This is a genomic window from Microbacterium altimontanum (genome assembly GCF_058349865.2).
In genome coordinates, this window is sequence record NZ_JBYRJB020000003.1 from 16,160 (window position 1) to 32,250 (window position 16,091).

The window sequence follows — 16,091 nt, forward strand, 5'->3', positions numbered from 1 at the left end:
GGCCGCTGTCCAGGGACCGTTCGCCTGTCGCATATCGACCTTCCCGGCGCCGTGAGGGTCGATTCGCGACAGGTGAGCGGTCCGTGGGCGAGTGCGGCACCGTGACACAATGACACGGTGACCGATCTGGAGCCCTACCTCGCCTCGTTCGACGCCGAGCCCGGGTACCTCGACTGGGCGGCGTTCGGGCCGCTCTCGGCGACGGTGCGCGCGGAGGCCCAGGCCGACGGCGAGCTGCTCGGCAACGGACGCCGCTCCAGCATCGATCTCGTGGCCTCCCGGTCGACGCTCGCGCGCGAGATTCTCGCGGACCTTCTCGATGCATCCGTCGACGACGTCGTGCTGCAGCCCTCGACGACGTACGGGCTCATGCAGGCGGTGTACGGCCTCTCGGGCGCCCTCCTCGTCTCGCGCGCCGAGTTCCCGAGCGTGCCCGTCGCGGCCACCCGTGCGGCCGCGCTGCGTGACGACCTCGAGGTGCAGTGGTTCGAGCCGCGCGACGGGTTCGTCACCGCCGATGCGGTGCGAGAGGCCCTGACCGACGAGACGACAGCGGTGGCGGTGAGTCTCGTCGACTACCGCACGGGGTACACGGCCGACCTCTCCGCTCTGCGCGACGTGATCGGCGACCGGCTGCTGATCGTCGACGCGGTGCAGGGGTTCGGGGTGGTCGAGGCCGACTACGCCGCCGCCGACGTCGTGTGCGGCAACGGCTACAAGTGGCTGCGCGCCGGCAAGGGCACGGGATGGGCGCGCTTCGGTGAGCGGGCGATGGAGCGCATCGAACCGGTGCTCTCCGGTTTCGCCGGCGTCGATTCAGATCCGCTCGCCGCCGAGACGGTCGGCGGACCGGCACCCACTGCGGCGGCGTTCACGGTGACCGGTGCGGACTTCCTCGCGGCCGGGCGTCTGGCGACCGCGCTCGACGAGGTGCGGTCGGCCGGGGTGGCGGCCATCGCCTCGGCCGTCGCGGATCGGGCGGACGAGATCGTCTTCTACGCCGACCGCTACGAGATCCCGCTCGTCACGCCGCGGGAGCGCGAGCATCGCGCCGGCATCGTTGCGCTCGCGCCGACGGTGCAGGATGCGTCCGCCCTGGCCGCGGCGCTGCTGAACCGCGGAGTGACGTTCACCGCGCGGTCGGGCCAGATCCGGCTCGCCCCGCACGCCGCGACCGGCGAGGACACCATGCGCCTGCTCGGCGACGCGTTCGCCGCGTTCGCGTCCGCTCGCACCTGGTAACCCGACCCGTCGGCGAAAGTTCCTCAGCCGACCGCGTGTCGAGCACGCGTCCCCGGCACTGGACGGCTTACGTTCATGGCATCGGACACGGCGTCCGATCGAGTCGGCCGAACGGATCGCGACTCGTGGTCATCCGGTCGACTCGTAAGAGCCGGGACGACGTCCCGGGGCGGGAGCGGGTTGTGACCACACGAGCACCACAGCACCAGCTGATCGACGACACCATCGACGAGGCGGAAGACCTCGATGCGTCGCTGTGCACCTACGTCCTCGACACGTCGGTGCTGCTGAGCGATCCGCGGGCGTTCTTCCGCTTCGCCGAGCACTCCGTCGTGATCCCCGTCGTGGTGATCACCGAGCTCGAGGGGAAGCGCCACGACCCCGAGATCGGCTACTTCGCGCGGCAGGCTCTGCGCCACCTCGACGAACTGCGTGTCGAGCATGGGCGGCTCGACTTCCCCGTGCCGGTCGGCGAGGGCGGCACCCTGCGGGTCGACCTGGGGAACACCGACACGTCGGTGCTCCCGGCGGGCCTGCGGCTCGGCGACAACGACACCCGGATCCTCGCCGTGGCGATGCACCTCCTGCAGGACGGCCAGGATGTCACCGTCGTCTCGAAGGACCTGCCGATGCGCGTCAAGGCCGCATCGCTCGGCATCACCGCCGAGGAGTACCTCGCCGAGCAGGCGGTGGACTCGGGATGGACCGGCATCGCCCAGCTCGACGTCTCCGGCGACGAGATCAGCGATCTGTACGAGACCGAGATCGCGGTCGACGACAGCGTGCGCGGGCTGCCCGTGAACACCGGCCTCGTGATCCACTCCGAGCGCGGATCCGCGCTCGGCCGGGTCACCGGCGACGGCGCGTTCCGGCTCGTCCGGGGAGACCGCGAGGTGTTCGGGCTGCACGGCCGCAGCGCCGAGCAGCGCATCGCGATCGACCTGCTGCTCGATCCCGAGGTGGGCATCGTCTCGCTCGGTGGACGCGCCGGAACCGGCAAGTCGGCGCTGGCACTGTGCGCGGGGCTGGAGGCCGTTCTCGAGCGCCAGCAGCAGCGCCGGATCATCGTGTTCCGGCCGCTGTTCGCCGTCGGCGGCCAGGAGCTCGGCTACCTGCCCGGCGACCAGCAGGAGAAGATGAACCCGTGGGGCCAGGCGGTGTACGACACGCTCGGCTCCGTGGTGTCGGCGAACGTGCTCGACGAGGTCATGGCCCGCGGTCTGCTCGAGGTGCTGCCGCTCACGCATATCCGGGGCCGCTCCCTGCACGACGCGTTCGTCATCGTGGACGAGGCGCAGTCGCTCGAGCGCAACGTGCTGCTCACGGTGCTCAGCCGCATCGGGCAGAACTCCCGGGTCGTGCTCACCCATGATGTCGGGCAGCGCGACAACCTGCGGGTCGGGCGCCACGACGGCATCGCCTCGGTGATCGAGACGTTGAAGGGGCACGACCTGTTCGCGCACGTGACCCTGACCCGGTCGGAGCGCTCGCCGATCGCGGCGCTCGTCACCGACCTGCTGGACGGCGGCGAACTGTCCTGAGCATTCCGTCGGCGGCCGGGATGCATCATTTCCGGCCGCCGACGCGATGAGAACCCTCTCAGTGAGAGGAGTCTCACCCCCTCCGGCGCGATATCACGGGTGCCAGGAGGCAGTATGGAAGGACGGGCGACGAGCCCGTGGAGGGATGTCGAATGGACGCGCGGGCAGCGCTGTTGATCGGCGGTGGAACGGCCGTGGTCGCCTCTGTGGCCGTCGCCTCCACCGTCGCGATCTCGAGCGCCGCGGCGCTCACCGATCGGACCGGCGTGCCGTTGGCGGATTCCGCCATCGTCGTGCACGGCAGCCCGGCGGCCGCGCCGTCCACGTCCACCCCGCAGGTGGCCGAACGCGCCAGCGACACGTCGTTGACCGCCTCGGCCGGAGCAGCGCAGGGAGTGCAGACGGTGCCGGCCCCCGCGGCCCAGCTCGTCGCACGGCAGAGTCCCGAGCAGCAGAACAACGAGAAGCAGAGCGCGGCACACGAGAGTGTCGCGGCGGCGCCGCAGGTCACGGCGACGCATCCGGGTCCGGCGAAGGCGTCTCGTTCTGCGGCGCGGGTGGCGAAGAAGCCGCGGCCCTCGTCGCCGGCGGTGGCCGAGAAGCCCGCGCAGAGCAGCGACTCCTCCCGTGCGGCGGCGAACCGCGGCACCGTCGCTTCTCGCCGGGGCGCGCGCGATGACACCCTCCGGCTCATCGAGCAGTGGCGCGAGCGGATCCGCGCCAGCTTCGAACGCGGCGCCCGTGCCGGCGCCGCCGCACTGATCCCCGCCGATACGGCGGACACAACGTCCGGTTCCGGCCATCCCCAGGCCGAGATCGGATCGCAGAGAGAGCAATCGCACCGTTCCCCAGACAGACGCGATTGACCCGGGTTCGGCGACTTCTGATCGTCACCCGCCTCCAACCCCCGGCGTCCCCCAGCGCCGGGGGTTTCTGCATGCCCGGGGACGTCTGACCCTGCCGCGGATCAGCCCCAGCGGTACCCGGCGCCGCGCACCGTCGTGATGCGGTCGTGCCCGAGCTTGCCGCGCAGGTACCGCACATAGACGTCGACGACGTTCGAGCCCGGGTCGAAGTTGAGCCCCCACACCTCGCTGAGCAGCCACTCGCGCGTGAGCACCTCGCCCGGGTGGCGCAGGAACTGCTCGGCGAGCGTGAACTCGCGAGCGGAGAGCTCGATCTCACGACCGTCCACCGTGGCGCGGCGGGCGAGCAGGTCGAGCACGACATCGTCGCGCGCGAGGATGTAGTTCTTGCGCGGCGTCGCCTCACGCAGCCGTGAGCGCACGCGCGCGAGAAGCTCCTCGAACGTGAAGGGCTTCGGGACGTAGTCGTTCGCGCCGGCGTCGAGTCCCTCGACGGTGTCGTGTGTGCTCGTGCGTGCGGTGAGCATGATGACGGGCATCGTGGAACCCGAACCGCGCAGGGTGCGGAGCACCTCGAAGCCGTCCATCTCGGGCAGGCCGATGTCGAGCAGCAGCAGGTCGTACTCGCCGGTCAGGGCCATCTCGAGCGCCGCATCGCCCTCCTCGACGATCACCGGTTCGTAGCCGGCGGCCTCCAGTCCCTTGCTGACGAACGCCGAGATGTGAGGCTCATCTTCGGCGATGAGGATCCGTGTCATTCCGCTGCCTCTCGTTGGAGCACCACGTCGCCGGCGCGCACCGGCTGTGGGAGGGTCTCGGCGCCGGTCCGCACCGGCACCCGCACAGTGAAGGTGGCTCCGCCACCCGGGGTGTCGGTCACGTCGCACGTGGCGCCGTGTGCCTTCACGATGGCATCGACGATCGCAAGACCCAAACCCGACCCGCCGACGGTGCGCTTGCCGCCCGCGCGATCGAAGCGCCGGAAGATGCGGTGCCGGGCGGCCGGAGGGATCCCCGGACCGTGGTCGCGCACCCACAGATACACCTCGTGGGTCGTGGCGGTGCTGCCGATCTCGATCGGGGAGCCCTGTGGCGTGTACTTGGCGGCGTTGTCGGCGAGCTGCAGCCAGGCCTGCAGCAGACGGTCCGGCTCACCCTGGATGCGGACGTCGGCCACGGCATCCATCGTCCACGGGTGGTCGGGGATCACCGCCACGAGCTCGCCGACCCTGCGGGTCAGGGAAGCGACGTCGACCTCGCGGATCGTGAACGACTCACCGCCCTCGACGGCGGCGAGCATGTCGATGTCCTGCACGAGACGGGTCATCCGGTCGAGCTCGGCGATGCCCAGCGCGCGCGTGTTCGCGACGTCGTCGGGGTCGGTGGCGTTCATCAGCTCGAGATGGCCCCGCACGATCGTGATGGGCGTCTTCAGCTCGTGGCGCACGTCGTCGAGGAGCTGCCGCTGCACGTCGACGGAGCCCTCGATGCGGTCGAGCATCGAGTTGACGGTGCGGGTGAGGTCGGAGATGTCGTCGTTGCCCTCTGCGGGCAGGCGCGCTCCGAGATCGTCGATCGTGATGGCGTCGGCCGTCTCCCGCAGGTGTCGGATGGGGGAGAGCAGCCGGCCGGAGACGAACCATCCCACGCCGCCGATCGCGGCGAGCATCGCCAGGGCGGCGATCGCGTAGGTGATCGCCGAGGCGAGCACGGGGCGCAGCTCGGCATCGAGGTCGACGGCACGGATGTACGTGCCGGCCGCGCCGTCGCCGGGCATCGTCACGGGGACGGCGATGTACCGCAGCGACCCGCTCGGGGCGGCCACGGTGCCGAGAACGGCGGTGCCGGCATCCTGTGCCTCGGCGGACGCCCGTTCGATGAGGGCGTCGTCGTCGGCGATGCTGAAGCCGCTCAGGGTGCTGGGCTGGTACCGCGGCACGCCGTCGACGACCGCCACGGCGCCCTCGTTCTGCGCGGGGACGAGGCTGCGCACGGCCTCCTGCAGGAATGCCGCGAGTGACGAGAACTTCGTGATGTCGATCTCGGGCACCGTCGCGGTGGTGCCGTCCGACGGCCGCGGCGTCGCGGACGGGCCGGCGTCCGCGGAACCGGCGACGGTGTGGAGCATCGCGACCTGCGCGCGCAGGCGGTCGTCGACGCTCGCGAGCACGCGCTCACGCTGCACCACGAACGTCACGCCGCCGACCACCGACAGGCCCACGCACGCCACGGCGAGGATCGCCCCGAGGATCCGGGTGCGAGCCGAGATCGGGCGGCGCGCGCGGTGCACGGAGCCATTATCACCCGCCGCGGCCACCAGCACCCGGCGGCGGTTCACCCGGCGTGCGTCATCGAGAGCAGGTCGAGCTTCTCGTCGAGCTGCGCCTCGGTCAGCTCGCCGCGCTCGACGTAACCGAGGTCGATCACCGCTTCGCGCACCGTGATGCCCTTCGCCACAGCGTGCTTCGCGATCTTCGCGGCAGCCTCGTAGCCGATGAGCTTGTTCAGCGGCGTCACGATCGAGGGCGACATCCCGGCGAACGCCGCCGCGCGCTCGAGGTTCGCCTCGAGGCCGTCGACGGTCTTGTCGGCGAGGACCCGCATGGCGTTGCTGAGCAGACGGATCGACTCGAGAAGCGCCGTGCCCATCACGGGGATCGCGACGTTGAGCTCGAACGCGCCCGAGGCACCCGCCCAGGCCACCGTCGCGTCGTTCCCGACGACGCGCGCGCACACCATGAGCGTCGCCTCGGGGATCACCGGGTTGACCTTGCCCGGCATGATCGACGAGCCCGGCTGAAGGTCGGGGATGTGGAGCTCGCCGAGGCCCGTGTTGGGGCCGGAGCCCATCCACCGCAGGTCGTTGTTGATCTTCGTGAGCGACACGGCGATCGTGCGCAACGCGCCGGACGCCTCGACGAGGCCGTCGCGGTTGGCCTGCGCCTCGAAGTGGTCCTTGGCCTCGGTGATCGGCAGCTCGGTCTCGGCCGCGAGCAGCTCGATGACCTTCTGCGGGAAGCCGAGCGGCGTGTTGATGCCGGTGCCGACCGCGGTGCCGCCCAGGGGCACCTCGGCGACGCGGGGGAGCGCGGCGCGGACCCGCTCGATCCCCAGCCGCATCTGCCGCGCGTATCCGCCGAACTCCTGGCCGAGGGTCACCGGAGTCGCGTCCATGAGATGCGTGCGGCCCGACTTGACCGCATCCTTCCACAGCTCCGCCTTCGCTTCGAAGGCGACGGCGAGGTGGTCGAGCGCCGGGATGAGGTCGTCGATGAGCGCCTGCGTCACGGCGATGTGCACCGACGTCGGGAACACGTCGTTCGAGGACTGCGACGCATTGACGTGGTCGTTCGGGTGCACGGCGGAGCCGAGGGCACGCGTCGCGAGGCTCGCGAGCACCTCGTTCATGTTCATGTTCGAGCTCGTGCCCGAGCCGGTCTGGTAGGTGTCGACGGGGAACTGGTCATCGTACCGGCCGCTGATGACCTCGTCGGCGGCTCCCGCGATGGCGTCGGCGATCGCCGGATCGAGCACGCCGAGCTGCTTGTTCGCCTGCGCGGCGGCCTTCTTGATGCGCGCGAGCGCCGCAATCTGGGTGGACTCCAGCCCCGAGCCCGAGATCGGGAAGTTCTCCACCGCGCGCTGGGTCTGCGCGCTGTACAGGGCGGACGCCGGCACGCGCACCTCGCCCATCGTGTCGTGCTCGATGCGGTAGTCGATGTCGGTCACTTCTTCGTTCCTCCTGAGTGCTGAGTGGATGCGGCTCACAGGCCGGGGATCGTCACGGGGCCTTCGACGACGTGCGGCACGACGGTGCCCTCGCCGAGCTGGTAGATGCCGCCGACGATGCCGAGGCGCCCGTCGGCGACCGCGTCGGCGACGATGGACGACGCCTGGAGCAGTTCGGCCACGGTCGTCCGCAGGTGCTCACGGCCGACCTCGGCCGCGTCGGCGGAGTCGGGCGTCACCCCGCTCGCGCGGGCGATCCGGTGGACGGCCGGCACGATGGGCGCGATGAGGCGCCAGATCTGCGCCGGAAGCTCGGGGGCGTCGGGGCGGGTGCTGTCGATGGCCGACCGCACGGCGCCGCATGCTTCGTGCCCGAGGACCACGAGAAGCGGGACACCCAGCACCGCCACCGCGAACTCGATGCTGCCGAGGGCCGAGGGCGAGACGACCTGGCCGGCGTTGCGCACGACGAACATGTCGCCCAGGCCCTCGTCGAAGACGATCTCGGAGGCCGGGCGGGAGTCGGAGCAGCCGAAGACGACGGCGTGCGGATGCTGCCCGTCGGTGAGCTCCCGGCGCCGGTCGGCGCTCTGACGCGGATGCAGCACAGTGCCCTCCACGAACCGGGCGTTCCCGGCGGCGAGGCTGTCCCAGGCCTCCTGCGGGGTCAGCTGCACTCGCGTCGATGTCATCGCGTTTCCTCTCGCATCGCTTCGATCTGGTCGGTCAGGCCGGCTGCCGCCACCGCTGCCGTGCGGGCATCGGACGCGCCGTAGATGAGGATGCGGTCGGGCCCTGCCTGAGTGCCGATCGCATAGCTGATGTTCGCGCTCTGGGTCGCGTCGCCGATCGCGTAGCGCGTCCACTCGACGCCATCGATCGTCACGGTGCCGTCGGACGCGGCGCCGCCCAGGAGTCGCGCATCCCACGCAGTGTCGGCGTCGAAGCCCTGCGCGACGCGCAGGAAACCGGCGCTGGCATTGGTGGCGTACACGACCGTCCACGTCGCTGTGTCATCACCGCCGACGGCGGCGGAGTTCGCGTGCCAGTCGCCGGGAACGTGCGGGACGACGACCGTGCGACCGTAGGACGTGGACGCGGTCTTCGCGAGGGCGGGCACGTCGACGGACGTGCTCGCGCCGAGATCGCCGCGGGGGACGATCATCACGATGACGGCCACGACGGCAAGTGTCGCGAGCAGCGCGGCGATGAGGTTGCGGGCCGTCTGGCTCGACCGGTAGACCTGCGACGACGCGGCCTTGCGCTGAGCGGTCTCCTCGGCGGTCTCGGGCCTGCCGAGCTCTGCGACGACGCGTCCGGTGCCGGCCATCAGGCCTCGGCCTCCGCGCGAGCCGCATCGAGACGGCGCTTGGCGCCGAGCAGCCACTCCTCGCAGCGGTTCGCGAGCGCCTCGCCGCGCTCCCACAGCGCGAGGGAGTGCTCCAGGGTCGGCGCACCCTGCTCGAGCTCGGAGACCACGCGCACGAGCTCGTCGCGGGCCTGCTCGAATGTGAGGGAGGCGACCTCGGTCTCGCCCGCACCGGGTTCCGTCATGTCTTCCAGCTTAGTTCGCGTCGCCGACGGCCTGCTCGGGCACCTCGCCGTCGCTGGTGGCGCCGATCGATCCGCGTTCCAGGGTGACAGTCAGGCGTGTGCTCGGCGGGGCCTGCTGCGCGTCGCGCAGGATCGTGCCGTCGGCGAGGTGCGCGATGGCGTAGCCGCGGGCGAGCGTGGAAGCCGGCGAGAGTGCGCGCAGCGACGCGCGCAGCTCGGCGACGCGGCGCTGCTGGGCGTCGACGCGACGGTCGACGATGTCCCGGCCGCGGGCGGTGAGCATCCACAGGTCCTGTGTGCGTCCCTGGAGCATCGTCGAAGGATCGCGCAGCACCGGCCGGCTGCGCAGCTGTTCGAGCTGCGCGATGTCGTGCGACACGCGTGCCGTCAGGCGCGTCGCGAGGCGCGCGCGCAGCTGTCCGACGAGAGCGCGCTGCTCGCCGACATCCGGCACCGTCCGCTTCGCCGCATCCGTCGGCGTCGACGCGCGCAGGTCGGCCACGTCGTCGAGCAGCGGGTGGTCGTTCTCGTGCCCGATGGCGCTGACGATGGGGGTGGATGCCGCTGCCACGGCCCGCAGCAGGCGCTCGTCGCTGAAGCCGAGGAGCGTCTGCGGATCGCCCCCGCCACGCGCGATGATGATGACGTCGACCTCGGGATCGGCGTCGAGACGGGCGAGGGCCGCGAGCGTCTCGGGGACGCACCGGTCGCCCTGCACGGCCGCGTGGATCGTGCGGAACCGCACCTGCGGCCAGCGCAGCTCGGCGTTGCGGTGCACGTCCTTCTCGGCGTCGCTGCGCTCGCCGGTGATGAAGCCGATGCAGTGCGGCAGGAACGGCAGGCGCTTCTTGCGCGCGGCGTCGAACAGGCCCTCGGCGCGCAGCCGCACGCGCAGCTTCTCCAGATTCTCAAGCTGGTCGCCGAGCCCCGCGTGACGCATCTGTGAGACGGCGAACGTGAAGTCGCCGCCCTTGACGTAGTAGTCCGCCTTGACGCACGCCACCACACGGTCGCCGACCTGCAGATCGTCGGCGAGGCGCATCCGCACACTCGACCACAGCCGGAACGACAGCGTGGCGTCGGTGCCGAGGTCCTTCATCCGCCCGTACACGGCGCCGCCGCGCAGATTCCAGCTCGTGAGCTCGCCCTCGACCCAGACCGATCCCCAGCGCTGCACGAAGCCGTGGATCGTGTCGTTCAAACGCGACACAGAGGTCGGGGCGTCGCTCGTGGAGTCGCGGGGATGCACGCTGTCGCCGGGAGGCGCCTGTCCGGGCACCTCGGCGGGGCGGAACGTCGTCATGGGGTCCTTCCGTCACCGGCACCCGTTCGACGCGGCTCGGCCGCCGTCCGGGTGCCCGCCCGTAGAATCGAGGGGTGAGCACCCCCGCTGTTCGTCTTCCCGTGCCCCGCGTGCCGGCGAGGATGCGGGACGAGCCGCTCCAGGATATCCCGGTGGTCGGACACAAGCGGGTGCTGCTGGCCGCCCCGCGCGGATACTGCGCGGGCGTGGACCGGGCGGTGGTCACGGTCGAGCGGGCGCTCGAGCGGTTCGGCGCGCCGGTGTACGTCCGCAAGCAGATCGTGCACAACGTGCACGTGGTGAGCGACCTGGAGGCGAAGGGCGCAGTGTTCGTCGACGAGGTCGACGCGGTGCCCGCGGGCGCGCACGTCGTCTTCAGCGCCCACGGCATCGCGCCGGCGGTGCGGGATGCCGCGGCGGAGCGCGGTCTGCAGACCATCGACGCGACGTGCCCGCTGGTGACGAAGGTGCACCGCGAGGCCGTGCGGTTCGCCCGCGACGGCTTCGACATCCTCCTCATCGGGCACCCGGGGCACGAGGAGGTGGAGGGCACCGCGGGCGAGGCGCCCGACCGGGTCACGGTCGTCGCGTCGCCGGAGGAGGCCGACACCGTGCAGGTGCGCGATCCGTCGAACCTCGTCTGGCTCTCGCAGACCACCCTCTCGGTCGACGAGACCCTCGCGACCGTGCAGCGGCTGCGGGAGCGGTTCCCCGAGCTGCGCGATCCTCCCACCGACGACATCTGCTACGCGACCCAGAACCGGCAGACGGCGATCAAATCGATCGCGGCCGCCGCCGACCTCGTGCTGGTCGTCGGCTCGGCGAACTCCTCGAACAGCGTCCGGCTCGTCGAGGTCGCGCTGCAGGCGGGAGCGACCGCCGCCCATCGCATCGACGACGTCCGGGAGATCAGCCAGGAATGGCTGTCCGGGGTCGCCACGGTCGGCGTGACGAGCGGAGCATCGGTGCCCGACGCGCTCGTCGACGAGGTGCTGGCGGCGCTCGCCGAGGCCGGCTACCGCGACGTGGAGGAGGTGCGCACGGCGCAGGAGGATCTCGTGTTCGCGCTGCCGAGCCGACTGCGCGAACCCGCTCAGACGCCCCCCGCCGCCGAGGCCACAGGGGCGTCGGAATCATTCGGAGGAGGACGCCGATGAGCACGCCCGACCCGCGCCCTCGCCCGCAGTACGGCGAGTATGCGACCCCTGCCGAGCAGAAGGCGCGCATCGCGCATCCGCAGCCGCCCGCCGTTCACACGCCCGCCCCGTCCTCGCACCCCGTGCCCTCTGGCGCAGGTGGGGGCCGTCCGGCTTCGTCCGCCGCGCCGCATCCCGTCGACCGCGTCGTCACCTTCGCCCTGCTGGCGTACGGCGCCTTCAACGTCATCACCTCGGCGATCGCGTTCTTCGACCTCGCCGGCGTGGCCGACATGACGTACCGGATGATGGGCATCGCCGGTTCCTTCACGAGCACGCCGACCTCGCGAGCGTGGGGAATCGCGGCGGCGGTGCTTCTCGTCCTCGGATACGCGGCCACCGTGTGGCTGTCGATGCGGACGATGCGCCGGGGCCGCCTGTCGTGGTGGATCCCGATCGCCGGAGCCGTGGTGACGTACATCGTGGTCTCGGTGTGCGTGTCGATCCCGCTGATGAGCGACCCGGCGTTCGCGGCCTACCTGCACGCCGGTTGACCAGGAGAGGGGGAACATGCGTCGTCTCGTGCGTCTGTGCGCTCTTCCGCTCGTCGTCGCTCTCGCCGCCTCGCTCGCGGCGTGCGGCGGCGGGGCCGTCCAGACGACGGCGGGCCTGTCGACGGCCGACACGTCGGCCGGCACCGCGGTGGTCGACGCGGACGGCCGGGCCGTCTACGTCTACACGCGTGACACACCGGGCTCGGGCAGGAGCGCGTGCAGCGGCGAGTGCGCGGCGACCTGGCCGGCTGTCACGGTCGGTTCGGGGGCGATCGAGGCGGCCGACATCTCGGCGACCGTGGACGTGATGCACACCTCCGACGGGACGGACCAGCTCACCCTCGACGGCTGGCCGCTGTACTACTTCGACGGCGACACCGCCCCGGGGATGATCAAGGGCCAGGGCATCGGCGGTGTCTGGTGGCTGGTGGGTCCCGACGGCACCCAGCTCACCGACATCGGCCGCTGAGCGACGCCCCGCCGGAACGGGGACGACGGGATGCCGCGGCCCACGGGATGGCGCCGATCGGGCTACGACGGGATGAGGCCGCTCCAGACGGCACGCGCACCGGCGTCGCCGGCGAGCACGAGGACGATGACGGTGCCGGTTCCGACGCCGAGGGCCAGCACCGCCTGCGCGATGTCGGCGCCGCGCCGCAGGCGGCGTGCCCCGCTGCCCATGCGGGGGCGCGCGAACCGGAACCAGACCCATTGCGCGATCGACGCTGCGCCGAGTGCGACAGCCCAGGGCACGAGCATCGTTCCCAGCTGTTCGTGCCGGCTGATCGCGGGCGTACGCCCCACCGCGTCGGCCAAGGACTCGCCGGCGACCACGGTGAGCGGTGCGAGGACCGCGACGACGATGCCGGCGAGCGGGGTGACGGCGCCGAGCCGGCGGCGCGCCGTGGGCCAGAGCGCGGCGAGCGCGACGGCGATGACGGCGAGCGGAGTCAGCACCACCGTAGCGTGCACGATCAGGGGATGCAGCGGGAGCCCCGCGAATTGGAGCACGTCGACGGCGCGTTGAGGTCCCATACTCGAGACAACGAGACGACCCGCGCCGGAGTTCACCTCGAGCATCCCGGCGACATCGTGAACCCGGCGCCGCGCTGTCTCGTGCTCACGGGTGAGGGGGTGGCGGATGGCGGTGCGGGAGCACGATCAGCACGCGCAGGAGCGGCTGCTCGCACTCTATGACGCCCACGCCGGTCCGGTGCGGCGCTACGTCGCCCGGCTCACCGGGGATGTCGTGGGGGCCGACGACATCGTGCAGGAGACGCTGCTGCGCGCCTGGCGCACGCCACGCGTGCTCGCGCAGGATCCCGCGGAGATGCGCGCCTGGATGTTCACGGTCGCCCGGCACCTCGTGATCGACGAGGCCCGCAGCGCACGGCGCCGCCACGAACGGACGGTCGCCGACCCGCCCGAGCGCGTCTGGGCCGACGACACCGATCGCCTCATCGAGGCGATCGTCGTCGAGGAGGCGCTCCGCGGGATCAGCGCCGACCACCGCGCGGTCGTGATCGCCGCGTACTACGACGGTCGCAGCGTCGCACAGATCGCGGCGGCGTTCGACATCCCGGAGGGAACCGTGAAATCGCGACTCCACTACGGTCTGCGCGAGCTGCGGCTGGCGCTGCAGGAGATGGGGGTGACCCGATGAGCGATGACCCGTTCGCGCAGTGGGATGCGGCGTTCGTGCTCGGCGCGCTCTCGCCCGCCGAGCGTCACGAGTACGAGGAGCACCTCGCGCACTGCGCCGAATGCCGGCGTGCCGTCGCCGAGCTGACGCCGACCGCCGGGCTGCTCACCCGGGTGAGCGCCGACGTCGCGCGCTCGACCATGGTGCCCGCCGCGCCCGCCGAGGGGCGCGATGAGCTGGCCCGTGCGCGGTTCGCCATCCGCGCCCGCACGCGGATACGCCGCACGCGGTGGATCGCCGGAGCAGCGGCAGCGGTCCTCGTCGCGGTGGGGGTTGCGATCCCGCTCGGCTTCGCCGCCGCCGACCGCCCCGCCGCCTCCTTCGCCCTGCAGGATGTCGTGGACGTGCCGCTGACCGCCTCGGTGCAGCTGCACACGACCGACTGGGGCACTCGCATCGACCTCGACTGTCGCTACCCGAAGACGACCGGCGGGCCGGCCGACGGGTGGGAGTATGCGCTCGCTGTGGTGGGCGACGATGGGTCCGACACCGTCGTCTCGACGTGGCGGGCACGTCCGGGCGCCGACGCGCGGGTGAGTGCCGGCACGGCGCTGCCGGCGACCGAGATCCGCGCGGTGGAGATCCGCACGATGACGGGCGTCGTCATCATGCGGCATGAGCTCGGTGCGAAGACGGAGTGAACCCGGCGGGCGTCGATCTCGTTCTCACCCCAGACGGGATGCGTCCGCACCGCCGTCGCACGGAGGGAGTCCTCATGCTTCGCAGAATCGTCATGGCGGGAACGCTGTCGCTCCTGCTCGCACTCGCCGGATGCGCCGGCGGATCGTCGCCCGCGGCCACCACGGCGCCCGCCGGAGGCGGGGGAGACGCGTATGGATCGTCGGCCTCGCAGCCTGCCACGGGCGGTGACGCGCTCAAGACCGCCACGACGCCGCTCGGCGACATCGTCGTCGATGGGCGCGGGATGACGGTGTACATGTACGACGCCGACACGCAGGGCACGAAGGCGAGTGCATGCACGGGCGCGTGCCTCAGCGCCTGGCCGCTCGTCACCACGGGCACCGCCGCGCCCCGGCTCACCGGGGTCACCGGCACCGTGGGGACGATCGCGACGGCCGACGGCGGACGTCAGGTGACGCTGAACGGCTGGCCCCTGTACTACTACGCGGGCGACGGGAAGGCCGGCGACACGACCGGCCAGGGAGTCGGCGGCGTGTGGTGGGTGCTCACCCCGGCGGGCGAGCGCGCGACAGGGAAGGGCTGAGCGCAGACGACGGATGCCCCGGCCAGTGGCCGAGGCATCCGTTCGCGCTGCGTCGTGTCGGGACGACTACGACTGGCTCTGACCGTAGGAGCCGAGCTGCTTGGTCGCCTCGACGACGCGGGCGGCCATCGCGGATTCCGCGACCTTGCCCCAGGCCCGAGGGTCGTATTGCTTCTTGTTGCCGACCTCGCCGTCGACCTTGAGCACGCCGTCGTAGTTCTGGAACATGTAGCCGGCGACCGAGCGGGTGAAGGCGTACTGGGTGTCGGTGTCGATGTTCATCTTCACGACGCCGTTCGCGACGGCGAGGGCGATCTCCTCGTCGCTCGACCCGGAACCGCCGTGGAAGACGAGATCGAGGGGCTTCGGGCCGTTGCCGAAGCGCTCGGCGATGCCCTCCTGGATCTCACCCAGCAGCTCGGGGCGCAGCTTGACGTTGCCCGGCTTGTAGACGCCGTGCACGTTGCCGAAGGTGAGAGCGGCGATCCAGCGGCCCGCGTCGCCGAGACCGAGCGCCTCGACGGCCTTCGCGACGTCGCCGGTCGTCGTGTAGAGGGCATCGTTCGTGCCCTCGTGCTTCACGCCGTCCTCTTCGCCGCCGACCACGCCGATCTCGACCTCGAGGATCGCGTTGATGTTCTTCAGGCGGGGGAGAAGCTCCTTCGCGATCTCGATGTTCTCGTCGAGCGGCACCGCCGAGCCATCCCACATGTGCGACTGGAAGATCGGGTTCCGACCGGCCTTGACCTCTTCTTCGGATGCCTCGATCAGCGGGAGAACGAAGTCCTCGAGCGCCGGCTTGGGGCAGTGGTCGGTGTGCAGCGCGATGGTGATCGGGTAGTTCTTTGCGACCTCGGTGGCGAAGCGGGCGAAGGCGAGGGCTCCGGTGGCGCGCCCCTTGACGGTGTGACCGGCGAAGTAGTCGGCGCCGCCGGTGGTCACCTGGATGATGCCGTCCGAGCCGGCCTCGGTCAGGCCCTGGAGGATCGCATTGATGCTCTGCGAGCTCGACGCGTTGATCGCCGGGTACGCGAAGCCGCCGGCCTTCGCGCGGTCGAGCATCTCTGCGTACTGTTCAGGTGTTGCGACGGGCATGTCTGCGCTCCTTCGGCAGGGGTGTGGATCGTGTCAACTCTAGCGAAGCGGCCTCGCGCGTGACCGTGGTGTGACCGGCGCGCTCAGAGCTGCGTGTCCTGACTGCCTCGAAAGAATCGCGAATCCTTCAGGCTGATTGCATGA

General features: G+C 71.3%; 18 protein-coding genes. 9 read left to right on the forward strand and 9 right to left on the reverse strand.

Annotated elements, in window-relative coordinates; all coding sequences use genetic code 11:
• Positions 1–117: 117 nt before the first annotated feature.
• The 3 genes from AC3RX1_RS04785 to AC3RX1_RS04795 all read left to right on the forward strand — a co-directional run bounded on the left by AC3RX1_RS04785 (position 118) and on the right by AC3RX1_RS04795 (position 3,649).
• Positions 118–1,242 (forward strand): aminotransferase class V-fold PLP-dependent enzyme, encoded by a 1,125-nt coding sequence (locus tag AC3RX1_RS04785; RefSeq protein WP_491500108.1) that lies wholly within the window; start codon positions 118–120, stop codon positions 1,240–1,242.
• 224 nt (positions 1,243–1,466) lie between these two features.
• Positions 1,467–2,783: an RNA 5'-3' helicase PhoH2 gene (gene phoH2, locus AC3RX1_RS04790; protein ID WP_491500544.1), complete on the forward strand. Its 1,317-nt coding sequence runs from the start codon at positions 1,467–1,469 to the stop codon at positions 2,781–2,783.
• A 152-nt stretch (positions 2,784–2,935) separates the two neighbouring features.
• On the forward strand, positions 2,936–3,649 hold the full coding sequence (locus tag AC3RX1_RS04795; RefSeq protein WP_491500109.1) for a hypothetical protein: 714 nt from the start codon (positions 2,936–2,938) through the stop codon (positions 3,647–3,649).
• 101 nt (positions 3,650–3,750) lie between these two features.
• Here AC3RX1_RS04795 and AC3RX1_RS04800 read toward each other — a convergent pair whose 3' ends face one another.
• The 7 genes from AC3RX1_RS04800 to xseA are packed head-to-tail and all read right to left on the reverse strand — an operon-like array spanning position 3,751 to position 10,235.
• Complete coding sequence (locus tag AC3RX1_RS04800; RefSeq protein WP_491500110.1) at positions 3,751–4,407, reverse strand: response regulator transcription factor; 657 nt, start codon at positions 4,405–4,407, stop codon at positions 3,751–3,753.
• Positions 4,404–5,987, reverse strand: coding sequence for a sensor histidine kinase (locus tag AC3RX1_RS04805; RefSeq protein ID WP_491500111.1), 1,584 nt, complete (start codon positions 5,985–5,987; stop codon positions 4,404–4,406). The genes AC3RX1_RS04800 and AC3RX1_RS04805 overlap by 4 nt, the downstream gene beginning before the upstream one ends.
• Positions 5,984–7,378, reverse strand: a complete 1,395-nt coding sequence (locus tag AC3RX1_RS04810; protein ID WP_491500112.1) for a class II fumarate hydratase — start codon at positions 7,376–7,378, stop codon at positions 5,984–5,986. Before AC3RX1_RS04810 ends, AC3RX1_RS04805 begins: the two co-directional genes overlap by 4 nt.
• A gap of 35 nt (positions 7,379–7,413) precedes the next feature.
• Positions 7,414–8,070 (reverse strand): carbonic anhydrase, encoded by a 657-nt coding sequence (locus AC3RX1_RS04815; RefSeq protein WP_491500113.1) that lies wholly within the window; start codon positions 8,068–8,070, stop codon positions 7,414–7,416.
• Positions 8,067–8,708, reverse strand: a complete 642-nt coding sequence (locus AC3RX1_RS04820; protein WP_491500114.1) for a DUF4245 family protein — start codon at positions 8,706–8,708, stop codon at positions 8,067–8,069. Before AC3RX1_RS04820 ends, AC3RX1_RS04815 begins: the two co-directional genes overlap by 4 nt.
• A complete protein-coding gene (locus tag AC3RX1_RS04825) occupies positions 8,708–8,932 on the reverse strand; it encodes an exodeoxyribonuclease VII small subunit (protein ID WP_491500115.1) in 225 nt (74 codons plus the stop codon). Before AC3RX1_RS04825 ends, AC3RX1_RS04820 begins: the two co-directional genes overlap by 1 nt.
• 10 nt (positions 8,933–8,942) lie before the next feature.
• A complete protein-coding gene (gene xseA, locus AC3RX1_RS04830) occupies positions 8,943–10,235 on the reverse strand; it encodes an exodeoxyribonuclease VII large subunit (RefSeq protein WP_491500116.1) in 1,293 nt (430 codons plus the stop codon).
• Between the two features lie 122 nt (positions 10,236–10,357).
• Between xseA and AC3RX1_RS04835 the strand changes: the two genes are divergently transcribed.
• From AC3RX1_RS04835 to AC3RX1_RS04845, 3 genes are read left to right on the forward strand one after another with little or no spacing between them, the layout of a single operon-like run.
• The gene (locus AC3RX1_RS04835) at positions 10,358–11,392 is read left to right on the forward strand and encodes a 4-hydroxy-3-methylbut-2-enyl diphosphate reductase (RefSeq protein WP_491500545.1); all 1,035 of its coding nucleotides are present in this window, start codon (positions 10,358–10,360) and stop codon (positions 11,390–11,392) included.
• On the forward strand, positions 11,389–11,925 hold the full coding sequence (locus tag AC3RX1_RS04840) for a DUF6264 family protein (protein WP_491500117.1): 537 nt from the start codon (positions 11,389–11,391) through the stop codon (positions 11,923–11,925). Before AC3RX1_RS04835 ends, AC3RX1_RS04840 begins: the two co-directional genes overlap by 4 nt.
• Before the next feature lie 16 nt (positions 11,926–11,941).
• Entirely contained in the window at positions 11,942–12,394 is a 453-nt protein-coding gene (locus AC3RX1_RS04845) for a COG4315 family predicted lipoprotein (protein ID WP_491500118.1), read from the forward strand.
• Positions 12,395–12,456: 62 nt separating this feature from the next.
• On the opposite strand, the gene AC3RX1_RS04850 is transcribed toward AC3RX1_RS04845, so the two are convergent.
• Entirely contained in the window at positions 12,457–12,960 is a 504-nt protein-coding gene (locus AC3RX1_RS04850; RefSeq protein WP_491500119.1) for a DUF2231 domain-containing protein, read from the reverse strand.
• A gap of 106 nt (positions 12,961–13,066) precedes the next feature.
• Here AC3RX1_RS04850 and AC3RX1_RS04855 point away from each other — a divergent pair, with 106 nt between their 5' ends.
• The 3 genes from AC3RX1_RS04855 (at position 13,067) to AC3RX1_RS04865 (ending at position 14,852) form a co-directional block, all read left to right on the forward strand.
• Positions 13,067–13,588, forward strand: a complete 522-nt coding sequence (locus AC3RX1_RS04855) for a sigma-70 family RNA polymerase sigma factor (RefSeq protein WP_491500120.1) — start codon at positions 13,067–13,069, stop codon at positions 13,586–13,588.
• Positions 13,585–14,268 carry a zf-HC2 domain-containing protein gene (locus tag AC3RX1_RS04860; protein ID WP_491500121.1) on the forward strand — a complete coding sequence of 228 codons (684 nt, stop codon included), beginning with the start codon at positions 13,585–13,587 and terminating at the stop codon, positions 14,266–14,268. The genes AC3RX1_RS04855 and AC3RX1_RS04860 overlap by 4 nt, the downstream gene beginning before the upstream one ends.
• Before the next feature lie 74 nt (positions 14,269–14,342).
• Positions 14,343–14,852 carry a COG4315 family predicted lipoprotein gene (locus AC3RX1_RS04865; RefSeq protein ID WP_491500122.1) on the forward strand — a complete coding sequence of 170 codons (510 nt, stop codon included), beginning with the start codon at positions 14,343–14,345 and terminating at the stop codon, positions 14,850–14,852.
• Between the two features lie 66 nt (positions 14,853–14,918).
• Here AC3RX1_RS04865 and fbaA read toward each other — a convergent pair whose 3' ends face one another.
• Positions 14,919–15,947, reverse strand: coding sequence for a class II fructose-bisphosphate aldolase (fbaA, locus tag AC3RX1_RS04870; RefSeq protein WP_491500123.1), 1,029 nt, complete (start codon positions 15,945–15,947; stop codon positions 14,919–14,921).
• Positions 15,948–16,091 lie beyond the last annotated feature (144 nt).